Source organism: Sinorhizobium glycinis (genome assembly GCF_001651865.1).
Classification (GTDB): Bacteria; Pseudomonadota; Alphaproteobacteria; order Rhizobiales; family Rhizobiaceae; genus Sinorhizobium; species Sinorhizobium glycinis.
Genome location: NZ_LPUX01000062.1, coordinates 252,299 through 266,289 on the forward strand (window position 1 = coordinate 252,299; position 13,991 = coordinate 266,289).

General features: G+C 63.1%; 10 protein-coding genes. 3 read left to right on the top strand and 7 right to left on the bottom strand.

The annotated features are described in order from the left end of the window. Positions 1-54 precede the first annotated feature (54 nt). Positions 55-1,512 carry a glutamate synthase subunit beta gene (locus AU381_RS19275; protein ID WP_064243345.1) on the top strand — a complete coding sequence of 486 codons (1,458 nt, stop codon included), beginning with the start codon at positions 55-57 and terminating at the stop codon, positions 1,510-1,512. 188 nt (positions 1,513-1,700) lie between these two features. On the opposite strand, the gene AU381_RS19280 is transcribed toward AU381_RS19275, so the two are convergent. Beyond that, positions 1,701-2,990, bottom strand: coding sequence for an SGNH/GDSL hydrolase family protein (locus tag AU381_RS19280; RefSeq protein WP_064243346.1), 1,290 nt, complete (start codon positions 2,988-2,990; stop codon positions 1,701-1,703). A 108-nt stretch (positions 2,991-3,098) separates the two neighbouring features. Continuing rightward, positions 3,099-4,316, bottom strand: a complete 1,218-nt coding sequence (locus AU381_RS19285; protein ID WP_064243347.1) for a lytic murein transglycosylase — start codon at positions 4,314-4,316, stop codon at positions 3,099-3,101. 250 nt (positions 4,317-4,566) lie between these two features. Between AU381_RS19285 and galU the strand changes: the two genes are divergently transcribed. Next, positions 4,567-5,454 carry a UTP--glucose-1-phosphate uridylyltransferase GalU gene (galU, locus tag AU381_RS19290; protein WP_064243348.1) on the top strand — a complete coding sequence of 296 codons (888 nt, stop codon included), beginning with the start codon at positions 4,567-4,569 and terminating at the stop codon, positions 5,452-5,454. Between the two features lie 115 nt (positions 5,455-5,569). Here the strand turns inward: galU and AU381_RS19295 are convergent, their stop codons facing one another. The 3 genes from AU381_RS19295 to AU381_RS19305 form a co-directional block, all read right to left on the bottom strand. Continuing rightward, positions 5,570-7,006 carry an outer membrane beta-barrel protein gene (locus AU381_RS19295; RefSeq protein WP_064243349.1) on the bottom strand — a complete coding sequence of 479 codons (1,437 nt, stop codon included), beginning with the start codon at positions 7,004-7,006 and terminating at the stop codon, positions 5,570-5,572. A 194-nt stretch (positions 7,007-7,200) separates the two neighbouring features. Beyond that, positions 7,201-7,656 (bottom strand): NfeD family protein, encoded by a 456-nt coding sequence (locus AU381_RS19300; protein ID WP_064243350.1) that lies wholly within the window; start codon positions 7,654-7,656, stop codon positions 7,201-7,203. 10 nt (positions 7,657-7,666) lie between these two features. After that, positions 7,667-8,659: an SPFH domain-containing protein gene (locus tag AU381_RS19305; protein ID WP_064243351.1), complete on the bottom strand. Its 993-nt coding sequence runs from the start codon at positions 8,657-8,659 to the stop codon at positions 7,667-7,669. Positions 8,660-8,861: 202 nt separating this feature from the next. Here AU381_RS19305 and AU381_RS19310 point away from each other — a divergent pair, with 202 nt between their 5' ends. Further along, a complete protein-coding gene (locus tag AU381_RS19310; protein ID WP_064243352.1) occupies positions 8,862-10,748 on the top strand; it encodes a diguanylate cyclase in 1,887 nt (628 codons plus the stop codon). A gap of 36 nt (positions 10,749-10,784) precedes the next feature. Here the strand turns inward: AU381_RS19310 and hemH are convergent, their stop codons facing one another. Next, positions 10,785-11,822 (bottom strand): ferrochelatase, encoded by a 1,038-nt coding sequence (gene hemH, locus AU381_RS19315; protein WP_064243466.1) that lies wholly within the window; start codon positions 11,820-11,822, stop codon positions 10,785-10,787. Positions 11,823-11,937: 115 nt separating this feature from the next. Next, positions 11,938-13,812, bottom strand: coding sequence for a bifunctional metallophosphatase/5'-nucleotidase (locus tag AU381_RS19320; RefSeq protein WP_064243353.1), 1,875 nt, complete (start codon positions 13,810-13,812; stop codon positions 11,938-11,940). Positions 13,813-13,991 lie beyond the last annotated feature (179 nt).

Genomic DNA, 13,991 nt, shown 5'->3' on the forward strand with positions numbered 1-13,991 from the left:
ATCACGCGCGCCTCGAAGCGCGCCTGTTTGAGATGAAGATATCAGGATCGTAAGATGGGCAAGGTTACTGGTTTTCTCGAGATCGACCGGCAGGTGGCGAAGTACCAGCCGGCATCCGACCGCATCCGCCATTTCCGTGAATTCACCATTCCGATGTCCGACCAGGAAGTGCAGAAGCAGGCGGCTCGCTGCATGGACTGCGGCATTCCCTACTGCCATGGGCCGACCGGGTGTCCGGTCCACAACCAGATTCCGGACTGGAACGACCTCGTCTACAACGGCAACTGGGACGAGGCGATCCGCAACCTCCATTCGACCAACAACTTCCCGGAGTTCACCGGCCGCGTCTGCCCGGCGCCGTGCGAGGAGGCCTGCACGCTGAACCTCGAAGACGTGCCGGTGGCGATCAAGACGGTCGAGCAGGCGATTGCCGACAAGGCCTACGAGATGGGCTACATCGTGCCGCAGCCGGCCGTGACCAAGACCGGCAAGAAGGTCGCGATCATCGGTTCCGGCCCGGCCGGCATGGCGGCTGCCCAGCAGCTCGCGCGCGCCGGTCACGAGGTCCATGTCTACGAGCGCGAGTCGAAGCCCGGCGGGCTCCTGCGCTACGGCATCCCGGACTTCAAGATGGAAAAGAACTTCATCGACCGCCGCGTCGAGCAGATGAAGGGCGAGGGCGTGACCTTCCACTGCGGCGTCAATGTCGGCGTCGACCTGGACGTCCAGGCGCTTATCGACGACAATGACGCGGTGCTCTATTGCGGCGGCTCCGAGACGCCGCGTGATGCCGGAATTCCCGGCGTCGAATTTATCGGCGTCCACGACGCCATGCCTTATCTGGTGCAACAGAACCGCCGCGTCGGCCGTGAGAACATCGACAGCGTCGGTTGGCCGTCCGAGCCGATTCTTGCCGGCGGCAAGCATGTGGTGGTCGTCGGCGGCGGCGACACGGCGTCCGACTGCGTCGGCACCGCGTTCCGCCAGGGTGCCGTCAAGGTGACGCAGCTCGACATCCGCCCGCAGCCGCCCGAGAAGGAGGACAAGCTTGCCGTCTGGCCGTTCTGGGCAACGAAGATGCGCACCTCTTCCAGCCAGGCCGAAGGCGCTGTCCGTGAGTTCCAGGTCGCGACCCTCGAATTCGTCGGCGACGAGGACGGCAATTTGATGGGCGTCAAGTGCTGCCAGGTCGACGATCGGCGCAAGCCGATTGCCGGTACCGAGTTCGTCATCAAGGCGGATCTCGCCTTCATCGCCATCGGTTTCCGCGGCCCCTTCACCAACAGCGTGCTGAAGGACCTCGGGGAAAAGCTCTCCCTTAACACCGACCGTCGCGGCTCGACCAATGTCGTTGCCAACGAGCGGGACTACAGGACCTCGGTCGACAAGCTCTGGACGGCCGGCGACGTCCGCCGCGGCCAGTCCCTCGTCGTCTGGGCGATCCGCGAAGGCCGCCAGGCGGCCCGGGCGATCGACGAGGCGCTGATGGGATCGACGGTGCTGCCAAGGTAAGAATTTGCCTTTCTTATGCCCCTCACCCTAACCCTCTCCCCGCATGCGGGGAGAGGGGACTGCGTCGCCAAGGTTCTCCTCCGCGCCGCTTCCGGCGAAGGGGACGAAGGCGGTGCAGCGCGCGTCCTTCGCCCCGCTTGGGGCCGCTTGCGGGGAGAAGGTGCCGGCAGGCGGATGAGGGGGGAAACCTACGGCTGTGCGTTCCGCAACAGCGGATGGCTGATCACCGTCGCGGGCTTTGCCAGCCGGAAGTCGTCGATGCGACCGACCGGGGCGGCGGGAACTTCGCCCTTTTCCACCAGCAGGTCTCGCGGGCTCTTGCCGGTGCCCTTCTGCGGGGCGCCTGCGCCGAGAAGGGCCGTCGCGCCGTCGAGCGCCGGGTCGGTTACGCCGATCGGCGGCGTCTTGACGATATCCTCGTGGGCGAGGGGGGCGGTGACGACGAGATCCTTGAGTTCGCCGGCACCCGGCACGTCCGCATCCGCGGCCGCCTCGCCGAGAAGCCTGCGGATGTCCTTCTCGACGTAGAAGGCGAGCTTGCGCTTGCCGGCCTTGGTCAGGTTGATGCCGTCGGAGCCGCGCAGGCGGACCTGCTGGCCGTTGATGTCGGAGCCTGTCAGGACGAACTTGCCTTGCTCGTCGACAAAGCCGTCCCAGATGTCGATGAACTGCCCGCCGACCTTCTCCGCCTCCTCGCGATAGATGCCGTTGAAGGTGACCATGTCGGCGGTCATGGCGGTCGATTGGAAGGGCGGCATGCCGACCCAGAGAAGCGGCAGGTTGTCCTTCCGGGCGAGTGCGGCAAGTGCGTTGACACGCTTGCGGTATTCCGCCGTCCAGAGGTCGGTGCGGAGTGCCTCATTGGTCTCGCCGATCCGCATGGCCTGCCGGTCATTGGCGCCGAGGCTGATGACGATGACGGAGGGCTTCAGTTCGGCGACGTAGACCGGCAGGTTCTCCGGCCAATTGAAATAATCGTCGCGCACAAGCCCCGAGGAGCCGTTGGCGCGCGTTTCGACGACGACGCCCGGGGTCATTTCGAACGCAGTCTTCAACCCGTCGCCAAGACTTCCCGCTACGAAGTCGCCAACGACCAGAACCTTTTTAGCGTCCGGTGATTTCTCGACGACCGGCACTGGCGGGGGCGCGTCGGCGACCCGCGGCTTGGCGCGTTGCTGGCGCGGCCGCTGCTGCTCCGCCGGCTGCTGCCGCCGCTGCTCCGCCGCCGGCTGCCGCCGCTTCTGTATGCGGCGCGGCCGCGGCTGGGCCGGGTACTCGTAAGGGTCCTCGTAGTATATCCGCCGCTGCGGGGCGAAGCCCCCGAAGAGCCGTTGCATCAAGGTGCGACGCGGGACCGGTTCTTGCGCCTCGGCCATGGTGGCAAAGAAGCCGGTGACAAGCATCGCCGCGGCAGCCGCGAAAACCGGCGCAAAACGCACGACGAGCGACCCTTTCCCGGCATCTCTGGTTCTAAACATGATTACTTACCGTCGAGTGGCAGGGCATGTCCTTAGAATACGCCAATTCACGGCGAATTGGGATCGGATGATCGCAAATCGCCGTGATCATGGAAGGGTGGCGAGCGTTTACTTGCGCAGGGCACGCAGCAGATGCTGTGTCGGCTCGCCATCCGGCGTCAGGCCGTTCTGCGACTGGAAGGCCTGGATCGCGGCCTTCGAGCCGGAGCCGAAGTTGCCGTCGACCTCGCCATCGTAGTAGCCGAGTTCCTTGAGGCGGTTCTGCAGTTCGAATTTCTCGCTGATGTCGAGCGAACCGTCGGGCCGCGGCCACCGCTGCTGCATGCCGGCATAGCCGGCGATCTGGTCGGCGAGAAGCCCGACGCCGAGCGCATAGGAGTCGGAGGCATTGTAGCGCTTGATCACGAAGAAGTTGCGGGTCATCAGGAAGCCCGGACCGCCGCCGCCGCCCGGCAGCTTGAGCTCGGCCCGGGTTTTCGAGTTGCGGAACCCCTTGCCGTTCGGACGAAGAAAGCCGAGCGCCGCCCATTGCCCGAGCGTCTTAGTCTGGCCCGAATATTTGGCGGCATTGGCCGGCGCCACGACTTCGTAGCCCCAGGTCTCGCCCGGCTGCCAGCCGTTCTTCTTCAAGAGGTTCGCAGCCGTGGCGAGCGCATCGGGAACGGAATTCCAGATGTCGCGATGGCCGTTGCCGTCGGCGTCGACCGCGTAGAGCAGGTAGCTGGTCGGGATGAACTGCGTATGCCCCATGGCGCCGGCCCAGGAGCCGGTCAGCTCGCGCGGAGTGATGTCGCCGCTCTGCAGGATCTTCAATGCTGCAATCAGCTGCGTCCTGGCAAATTTTGCCCGTTTCCGGTCCGCATAGGCAAGCGTTGCGAGCGCGCGCGGCACATAATGCAGGCGGTCGTCCTTCTGAAGAACGGCGCCGTAGTTCGACTCCATCGACCAGATCGCCAGCAGGATGGTCCCGTCGACGCCGAAATGCCGTTCGAGCGCGTCAAGCGTGCGCGTGTGCTTGGCCGCCATTTCCTGGCCGATGCGCTTGGTGTACGGATTGACACGCGAGTCGATATATTCCCAAATCTTGTGCTTGAATTCGGGCTGGTAGTTGGCTTTTTCGATGACGGCCGGGTCGGGGGTCTTCACGCCGGCGAAAGCCATGCGGTAGGTCGCCTGGGTGATTCCGCTCTTGGCCGCCGTTGTGTAGAAGTTGTTGATCCAGTTCTGAAAACCTTGATCCGCCCGAGCCGGCGAGGGGCCAAGCGCGGCGGCAACGACGAGAGCGGCGGCGATATGTCGGAAGAACGTCCTGCGGTTTCTGATCATCTGCTGTCGGTTCCGTTTCTCGGCGGAGCATTCAGCCGGCGTTCATGCCGGACGGATTACTCCGGGTTTTGCGAATTTGCCCGCAGCGGCTGTGTCGGGTCAGTGGAGAAGCCTACAGAAACGAAGTCAACAAAGTCTTTACCATGAAATTCCCGAGTCGTCTTCCTTCCCGAAAATTGGCAAACGGCGACTTATTCCAATTCAATTTGCCTGTTTCAGGCTAGACTGAGGTCACTCCAAGGAGGTGTCCATGACCGACAAGCGTAAAGTCCGCAAAGCCGTCTTCCCCGTCGCGGGACTGGGGACGCGTTTCCTTCCCGCCACCAAGGCGGTGCCGAAGGAGATGCTGACGGTGGTGGACAAGCCGGTCATCCAGTATGTCGTCGACGAGGCACTGGAAGCGGGGATCGAGCACCTGATCTTCGTGACGGGCCGCAGCAAGGCGGTCATCGAGGACTATTTCGACATCCAGGTGGAACTCGACCAGACGCTCAGAGAACGCAACAAGAAGGCGGAAATCGAGCTGCTCGAAGCCATGCTGCCGAAGGCCGGAACGACGAGCTTCACCCGCCAGCAGGCGCCGCTCGGCCTCGGCCACGCCGTCTGGTGTGCGCGCGATCTCGTCGGCAACGAGCCCTTCGCGCTGCTTCTCCCCGACATGATCATGAAGGGCGAGAAGGGCTGCCTCAAGGGCATGGTCGAGCTCTACGAGCATAGCGGCGGCAATGTCGTCGCGGTCGAGGAATGCGCCCCCGAGCAGGCGCATAAATACGGCATCGTCGGCGTCGGCGACAGGGTCGGCGACGGCTTCAAGATCACCCGGATGGTCGAGAAGCCGGCTGCGGGCACGGCGCCTTCCAACTTCTTCATCAACGGCCGTTACATCCTGCAGCCGGAAATCTTCCCCATTCTCGAGCGGCAGGAACGCGGCGCCGGCAACGAGATCCAGTTGACCGACGGCATGGTCAGGCTTTCCGGGGCACAGCCTTTCGCCGCCTATCATTTCCGCGGCGAGACCTTCGACTGCGGTGCGAAGGACGGCTTCATCCTCGCAAACGTCGCCTTCGCGCTCGAGCGCGCCGACATCCGCCCGACGGTCGAGGAGCCTCTGAAGGCGCTGTTACAGGCGCTGAAGTAACCTCATTGGAATTCTCAGTGCCGTGTCGAGGGACACGGCCTGAGACCGTCTTGCTCGCCCGCGCGAAAAATTTGCCGAGCAGTGACGAGAAAATTGCTCCGGGACGGAGGAGATTTCAGCGGCGCAGCGTCAGGCCGACGCCGACGCGTGTCGTGTCGCTCGAAGGACCGACATCCCTGTTCGTGCGCTCGTAGCTGACGTCGCCCGTGAGCGCGAGATAGCGGCTCATGTCCCATGTCAGACCCGCGCCGGTGCGCCAGGTCGCCTCGTCCGAGGCGGCGGCATCCGAGGGAAAATCGCGCAATGTCAGGCTGTTCGACAGTGTCGCCACCAGCGTCGAGCGCAGCTGATGCGTGATGATGTTCGTCAGCTCGTAATTGATCGATCCGGGATTGTCCGCTGTCGTCGACGGATCGAGATAGGTCAATAGGCCGAAGAGCACGTCGGTGCCGCGCTGCGGCGACCAGTTGACCCGCCCGTCAACCGAAAGGCCGCCCAAATCGCCCAGCCGGTCGTCGTCAAAGCGAAACGTCTCGTAGCCGAGCGCAAGCTCGCCGTTGAGCTTCTCGCTGAGGTCCACCTCCATGCCGGCACGGCCCGCATAGCTCATGTAGGAACGCTCGAAGCCGAGCGTGTCCCGCCTGAGATCGTAGATGGATTTGCCGACCGAGGCTTCGAGAAAGGGGATGAGGGCGGGCGACAGCTCGTAGCCGAGGCGCGTGGTGAGCGTGCCGGTATTGCGATTGCGGTCCTCCTGCGACAGCGTCGTTCCGTTGTCGAGCTCGACATCGCCATAGGTGACGCGCTCGAAGTCGAGGCCGACGGAGCCGCGAATGAGACCGAGGTCGCGCTCGACCGCGGCGCCCAGCCGGTAGGTGTTGACCGCCGACTGTTCCTCGGCATTGGCGATGGCGTTTGGATCGTTGGCGTCCTCGCGCTCGAAACTGTAGCCCGTGGTCAGTCTGGCGGTCGTTTCGTCGCTCAAGTCGAGGCGCAGTTCCGCACCGACATCGGCGCGCGGTTCTTCCTCGCCTTCGCCCGACAGGTTGTTCTGCAGGACGCCTTCGCCGGTCAGACTCAGCTGATGGCGCGACCAGTCGGATGTGAGCGAGCCCTTGAGGCCGGTCTCGACAAAGCTTCGGCTCTGGCTCGCACTGCCGTTCTTCTGCCGTTCATGGTTGAAGGTTTCGCTGAGCGTCGGCTTCAGCACGAAGCTGCCGATGCGGATGCCCTGCGCCTGCCCCGCTTCAGGATCGATGCGCGTGCGCAGGCCGTCGATCGTCTCCTGGCGCCGGTTGAGGCGGTTGAAGTCCTCGTCGAGCGCCGGGGGAAGGTCGGAGGCCGCAACGGCGGCGGTCGTCTGCGGATCGGTGATCGCCGGGGTGGCCACACTCGCGCTGCCGGCAAGCGCGCCGGCTGTGGCCGGCGACACGTCCAGGCTTTGCGCGGCTGCCGGGTGGGCGAGAAGAAGAGAACAGCCCGCCAGCAGCAAGGCCCGCTTTCTCACAAGCGAGGCGCCCGCCTTGATCGAGCCTGAGAACCTGGGCGCCATCTAACCGTCTGTCCGCGAACCTGATTGCAATCGTTTCGCAATCGTAAAGGCACGTGGTTAAGCAATCGTTTCTGAAGGGAAATCAGCCAGGGGCATCTACTGCATCTTTCCTTGAATCGTAGCGGTTCAAGAAAAAAAACATGCAGCAACTCAGCGACCTTTGCGCGTCTGATAAGACGCGCGGCGCTGTAGCTTCAGGCTTGCTCGACGGTCAGCTGCCGGCCGCTGCTTGCGACGATGCGCACGCGGGTGCCAGCGGGCAGGTCAGGTCCTTCGACGGCCCAGGTCGTGTCGTCGAGGCGAACGCGGCCGCGGCCTTCGGCAATCGGCTGCTCGAGCACGGCGGTGCGGCCGACGAGGCTCTCGCCACGCCTGTTGAGCAAGGGTTCGTCGCTTTCCGACGAAGAGACGACGAGGCGCCGCCCGATCACGACGGAGACGAGCGCGAGCAGCGAAAAGACGACGAGTTGGACCTCCCAGATCCAGTAGGCCATGTCCCAAAGGATGAGGGACAGCATGCCGGTCAGAAGCGCCGCAAGCGCGATCCAGACAAGGAAGACCCCTGGCAGGATCACTTCCGCTGCCAGCAGGAGGAGGCCCAGGACCCACCAGTTCCAGGGCCCGAGCTCAAGGGCGATGCGCTCGATCATGGACCGATCCTCACGCGTTCTCGACGGGGCTTGACCCCGGGCCGGTGCGCGGTGTCGATTGACGGGGGCGCGGCGGAACGGGCGCCTGGCTGTCGCCAAACACTTCCCGGGCGATCGCGCCGATACCGCCGAGCGAGCCGATCAGCGAAGATGCCTCCATCGGCATCAGCACGATCTTCTGGTTGCTCGCGGTGCCGATCGAAGCCAAGGCTTCGGTGTATTTCTGCGCGACGAAATAGTTGATCGCCTGCACGTCGCCCGCGGCGATCGCTTCGGAGACCATCCGGGTCGCCTTGGCCTCGGCTTCCGCCAGTCGCTCGCGCGCTTCCGCTTCGCGATAGGCCGCTTCCCGTTGCCCTTCCGCCTGGAGAATCGCCGATTGCTTCGCGCCTTCGGCGCGCAGGATCTGCGCGTTTCTGGCGCCCTCGGCCTCGAGCACCTGTGCGCGCTTCTCGCGCTCCGCCTTCATCTGCCGGGCCATCGCCTCCACCAGATCCGTCGGCGGCGCGATGTCCTTGATCTCGACGCGGGTGATCTTGATGCCCCAGGGATTGGCAGCCTCGTCGACGACGCGAAGCAGCCGGTCGTTGATCGTGTCGCGGTTGGAGAGCAGTTCGTCGAGATCCATCGAACCCATGACAGAGCGGATGTTGGTCATCGTCAGGTTGAGGAGGGCATTCTCGAGATTGGCTACCTGATAGGCGGCCTGGGCGGGGTTCAGCACCTGGTAGAAGGCCACCGCATCGGCTGAAACGCTCGCATTATCCTTGGTGATGACCTCCTGGGTCGGCACGTCGAGCACCTGCTCCATCACGTTCATCTTCGAGCCGATGCGATCGAAGTAAGGGATGATGAAGTTCAATCCCGGCTCTATTGTCTTGACGTACCGGCCGAAGCGCTCGACCGTGTAGCGATAGCCTTGCGGGACCGTCTTGATGCCGGCAAAAAGGGTGAAGAATACAAGTACAACGAGTGCAATGACCGCGTAATCTAAGCCGCCCAAGGATAATCCTCCCTCTGTGCACCTCCAGGATCTGGAGCGCTGCCCGGGACATGACGTGGCGATTCGCCGCAATATTTCAAGCACCCCGCCGAGTTGACTAGGCATTCCGGCTCGTCTTGCGGCATTTCGGTTTAATAAAGCTCAAACCAGTTGTCATCTAAGGTCAGCCTTCTGAACGTGGTGAAAGGCCGAACGCAGTGCGATGAATGGCATCTGGGGGCAGTTTGTTGGCAACCTTGCATTTGTAAGCCTGGCGATGTCGGTCTGGGCGCAGCTGTCGATCTGGCTGCGACGGCGGTTTGTCGGACATGAAAAGATCCTGTTTGGATTGACGGCCGGCGTTGCATCGATCGGCTCGATCCTGCTGGCCGTCGAATTCAGTCCGGGCATCCATATGGACCTGCGCTTCGCGCCCCTCGCGCTCGCCGGCATGTTCGGTGGGCCAATGGCGGCGGCTCTCGGCGCATCGCTCGCCATCATTTATCGTGTTGCGCTCGGCGGGGTTGCTGCTTCCGATGGCGTGGTAGCGATCATTCTCGTCACGGCCATGGGCCTGGGCGTCAATCTCTTGCTGAAGAAGAGTTCGCCAAGGCTTCCGCACGTGGTCGTCCTCGGCGCAGCGGTGGGAAGTCTGCTGCTGGTGCTGATGGCGGTGTTGCCCACCCTGTCGAAGGTTCATGCCCTGGCGGCAATGGGTCTGCCGATGGCGGCAATGAACTGTGCGGCGATCATCGTCTGCGGCTTCATCGTGCTGACGACGCAGCATCTGGAACTTGAGCGCAGAATGCTGGAGACCGCGTTTTCGCAGTCGCCGGATTATCTCTATGTAAAGGACAGAGACAGCCGCTTCGTTACCGTCAACGAAAACATGATCCGCCTCTATCGGTTCAAGACAACGGCGGAGATGGTGGGCCTGTCTGATTTCGATCTCCATCCGCCACGGCTTGCGGAGGAATTATACCATCGCGAGCAGGAGGTGATGCGCACGGGCGTGCCTCTGATCGATTCCCTCGAGCATATCGAGGGCCGCGACCTGCTCGCCTCGAAGGTGCCTCTCCGCGACAACGAGGGACGCGTGATTGGGCTCGCGGGCGTCACGCGCGACATCACGGAGCGCACCGCGCTCGAGCGGGAAGTGCGGGAGAGCAAGAACCTGCTCTCCCATGCGATGTCAGGAATGTCCGACGGCTTTGCGATGTTCGACCGGCAGGGCTACCTCATCTTCTGCAACGAGCAATATCGCAGCGCCTTCCCGCTTTCGGGAAGCGCCCGGGTGGTTGGCGCTCATATCAGCGACATCCTGCGCCGTGTCGTGGAAACCCGAGAGCGCCTGGATTTTTCCTATGATGCGGTGGACGACTGGATCGATGAACTGAGCGTAACCTTGCACCGCAACAAGGACGAGGAGGTGCAGCTTCAGAACGGCGATTGGCGCAGCATCAAGACGAGGCTCGCGACGGACGGGACGGCGATGGTGGTCGTCTCGGACATCACGGTGATGAAGCAGGCCGAGATCGCGCTCAGGCTTTCGGCAGAGCAGTTGAAGAACCTGGCGGAGACGGATGGATTGACCGGGATCGTCAACCGCCGCGCTTTCGACGAAGCCTTTGTGCGCGAGGCGGCGAGATGCGCAAGGAGCGACACGCCGCTCAGCCTGCTGATGATCGATATTGATCGCTTCAAGGCTTACAACGATACTTACGGTCATCCGGTCGGCGACCAGTGCCTCCGTCTCGTCAGCAAATGTCTTCTGAATTCGGCGCAACGGTCGGCCGATATCGTCGCCCGCTACGGTGGCGAGGAATTTGTCGTCCTGCTGCCGGAAACCGACGAGAAGGCCGCGGCCATCGTTGCCCAGAAATTCGCGCGCCTGCTCGACGAGGAAGAAATCGTCCATTCGCAAAGCGAATTCGGGAGGGTCACAGCAAGCATCGGGATCGCCTCGGCAACGGGGCATGTCCTGCAGGCGGAGCCAAGCCGCCTGCTGTTGGAGGCGGACGCTGCTCTCTACCAAGCCAAGATGCTCGGCCGCAATCGCGTTCTCGTGCGCACGCTCGCCGATGCGGCCGGCGTCAAGATGGCCGGTTAGTTCGAAACCCCGGCATCGGCCGGTCAACCTGTCTGTTCAGAGCCAGCCCTCGAGTTCACGGCGGACGACGTGGTTGAGCACCGCCATGCCTTCGGCACTGTCGTTCAGGCAGGGGATATGGGTGAATTTCTCGCCGCCATGGTGATGGAAGCTTTCGGCCGCCTGGCCGGCGATTTCCTCGAGCGTTTCCAGGCAATCGGAAACGAAGCCCGGATTGACGACGGCGATGCGTTTGACGCCGTCCCTGGCGAGCTTCTCGACCGTCGCGTCGGTATAGGGTTGCAGCCATTCCTCCGGCCCGAAGCGCGACTGGAACGTCACCCGCAGCTTCTCCTTCGACCAGCCGAGCTTCTCGCGCAGCAGCCGCGCCGTCTTCTGGCACTGGCAATAGTAGGGATCGCCGAGCTCGAAGTAGCTCTTCGGGATGCCGTGGAACGACGCCAGAACCACATCCGGATGCCAGTCGAGCTTTGCCAGGTGACGATCGATCGAGGTGGCGAGCGCATCGATATAGACCGGGTCGTCGTGATAGGGCGGAACGGTGCGCAGCGCCGGCTGCCAGCGCATCTTCAAGAGCGCCTCGAAGGCCTTGTCGTTGACCGTCGCGGTGGTCGCCGCCGCATATTGCGGATAGAGCGGAAACACGAGAATACGTTCACAGCCCTGCTTCTGCAGCGCCTCCATGCGCGAGGCAATCGACGGCTGGCCGTAGCGCATCGCCCAATCGACGATGACGTGCGGGTGATCGGCAAAGCTTTCGCCCATCAGGGCGGCCTGGTTGCGCGTATAGGTTCTGAGCCAGCTCTCGTTCCGTTCCTTGTTCCAGATCAGCTCATAGGCCTTGCCGACCTTCTGGGGCCGGGTGTTGAGCACGATGCCGTAAAGGATCGGATACCAGAAGAGGCGTGACCACTCGATGACGCGCCGGTCGCTCAGGAACTCCTTGAGGTAGCGGCGCATGGAGGTGTAATCGGTGCCGTCCGGCGTGCCTAGATTGACCAGCAGCACACCGACTTTTCCCGATTTGACGGGCGGGTGAGCGGTGGCGGTCGATTCGGCAACTACTTCTGTCATCGTCTTCCTCATGGCGCCTATATGTTGAGCGGCGCCTCTACTTTTCAAATCCTTCTAAAAAGAAAAGCCGGCGCGGGGAAGCCCGCACCGGCTCATGCCACAGAGGCAAATTGTCTTACTTCGCCGGAATTTCCAGTTCCCGCCCGATATGCAGCGCCCGCGGCTCCGGGTCGCCGTTGGCTGCAGCGATCTTCTTCCACTCGAAGCCGTTGCCATAGAAGGACTCGGCCAGGTCCCAGAGCGTATCGCCCTCGGCGATGACGTGCTTCTGCGGGCCGCCGGCGGCCGCTGCCGTCTCGGGCGAGGGCTGGGGAGCGGGAGCGGCAGCACCTTCGGCCGGCTTGGTTTCGGCCGCCGGTTCGGACGGCGTCGTGCCGGCCGCAGCGGCGACCTCCGAGATGCGACCCTCCGTGTAGGGCTTGAAGGGCTGGTGGGCGGCGAGATAGTCGGCCAGCACCGTTTCCAGGCCCGGGCCGTAGTCGTAGGCGTTCTCGCCCTTCGCCTTGAAGACGTCGTAGCCGTCGCCGCCGCCGCGCATGAAGTTGTTGCTGACGAGCGAGTAGGTCTTTTCCGGATCGAGCGGCTTGAAGGCGTCCCCTTCCTTGACTTCGACCGAAACCAGCCGGCTGCCGGCGGGCTTCGAACGGTCGAAGGAAAACTTGAGGCCGGCCACCTGCGGGAAGCGCCCGCCGCCTTCCTCGACCTGGCTGACGCCGTTTTCCAGCGCAGCGCGAATATCGGCGCCCTTCAACTGAAACGTTGCGACGGTGTTCTGGAACGGCAGCACGGTGATCACTTCGCCCATCGTCACATCGCCGGCATCGATCGAAGCCCTGAGGCCGCCGCCGTTGGTGATGGCGATCGTGACGCCTTGGCCCTTGACGCGATCAAGCATGGCGTCGGCGACGAGGCTGCCCATCTCGCATTCCTTCGCCCGGCAATTCTCGCGTGATCCGTCGATCGGCGCCTCCGTCTTGGCGACGACCTTGGACCTCAACTCCTCGATCGGTTTGGCAAGCTCCTTGATGCGGGCGACGACGGCCTCATCCGGCTTGATCTTGGAGTCGACGAGGATCGGATCGCCCTTTGCTGCCTTGACCACGCCATTGTCATCGAAGGTGACGACGAGATCGCCCAGATATTTGCTGTAGGAGCCCGCCTGGACCACCGGCACCTTGTAGCCGCCGGGATTGTCGACCATCGTCGGATAGGGGCCTTCGGCTTTCTCGTCGGTGTTGGAGAGCAGGCTGTGGGAATGGCCGCCGACCACGACGTCCACGTCCGGGATCTTGGCGATGGCCGCAAGGTCGCGCGGATAGCCGACATGCGTCAGCGCGATGATCTTGTCGACGCCCTGCTTCTTGATCTCCTCGATCGCGCTGGTGATCGTTGCCACGTCCTCGCCGATCAGGATGTCAGGCCCCGGGGAAGAGAGTTCGGGCGTGTCATTGGCAACGGCGCCGACGATGCCGATCTTCTCGCCGCCGACATCGAGCACGATCGACGGCTTGATCCGGTCGCCGATCTTCGATTTGTGGCTTGGCAGCACGTTGGCGGTCACGACGGGGAAGGTCACCTTGTCGAGGAAGCTCGCAAGCCCGTCCTCGGCTTCGTCGAACTCATGGTTGCCGACGGTCATCGCGTCGAACTTCATGAGGTTGAGGAATTCCGCTTCCGCCGCGCCCTTGTAGGTCGTGAAGAACAGCGATCCCTGGAAGTTGTCGCCGGCATTGAGCAGCAGTACGTTCTTGCCGGTAAGTTCCTGGCGCGTCCGGTCGATCAGCGTTTTCAGGCGGGCGACGCCGCCGAAGCACTCGTTCTTGCCTTCCTCCTCGGCCGAGCAGGTCGAATCGAACTTGTTGATCGATTCGATGCGCGAGTGAAGGTCGTTGATGTGCAGGATGTTCAATTCGTAATCGGCGAAGGCGGCGCCCGATGAAAGGGCGAGAAGGGATGCGGTGATAAGGCCGGTCCGCATGTGTCTGATCATGTTTTTCTCCTGTTGCCTGTCGTCTTCAGCCGATTGCCAAGCCCCGGAAGGAAACCCTCTCCTGCCGAGCTGGTTTGGCACGCCGGATGTTTTCACCAGGCGAGCCGGACTTCAAGCGCTAAACGCATGCGTTCTTTGCCGGATTCGAAGTAGGGTTAAGCCGGCTCCAGAAACAAGGA

Bases quoted from the DNA above. Each gene is read 5' to 3' on its own strand.
- AU381_RS19280 (WP_064243346.1), bottom strand. From the start codon at position 2,990: ATGTTTAGAACCAGAGATGCCGGGAAAGGGTCGCTCGTCGTGCGTTTT.
- AU381_RS19275 (WP_064243345.1), top strand. From the start codon at position 55: ATGGGCAAGGTTACTGGTTTTCTCGAGATCGACCGGCAGGTGGCGAAG.
- hemH (WP_064243466.1), bottom strand. From the start codon at position 11,822: ATGACAGAAGTAGTTGCCGAATCGACCGCCACCGCTCACCCGCCCGTC.
- AU381_RS19285 (WP_064243347.1), bottom strand. From the start codon at position 4,316: ATGATCAGAAACCGCAGGACGTTCTTCCGACATATCGCCGCCGCTCTC.
- AU381_RS19300 (WP_064243350.1), bottom strand. From the start codon at position 7,656: ATGATCGAGCGCATCGCCCTTGAGCTCGGGCCCTGGAACTGGTGGGTC.
- galU (WP_064243348.1), top strand. From the start codon at position 4,567: ATGACCGACAAGCGTAAAGTCCGCAAAGCCGTCTTCCCCGTCGCGGGA.
- AU381_RS19295 (WP_064243349.1), bottom strand. From the start codon at position 7,006: ATGGCGCCCAGGTTCTCAGGCTCGATCAAGGCGGGCGCCTCGCTTGTG.
- AU381_RS19320 (WP_064243353.1), bottom strand. From the start codon at position 13,812: ATGATCAGACACATGCGGACCGGCCTTATCACCGCATCCCTTCTCGCC.
- AU381_RS19310 (WP_064243352.1), top strand. From the start codon at position 8,862: ATGAATGGCATCTGGGGGCAGTTTGTTGGCAACCTTGCATTTGTAAGC.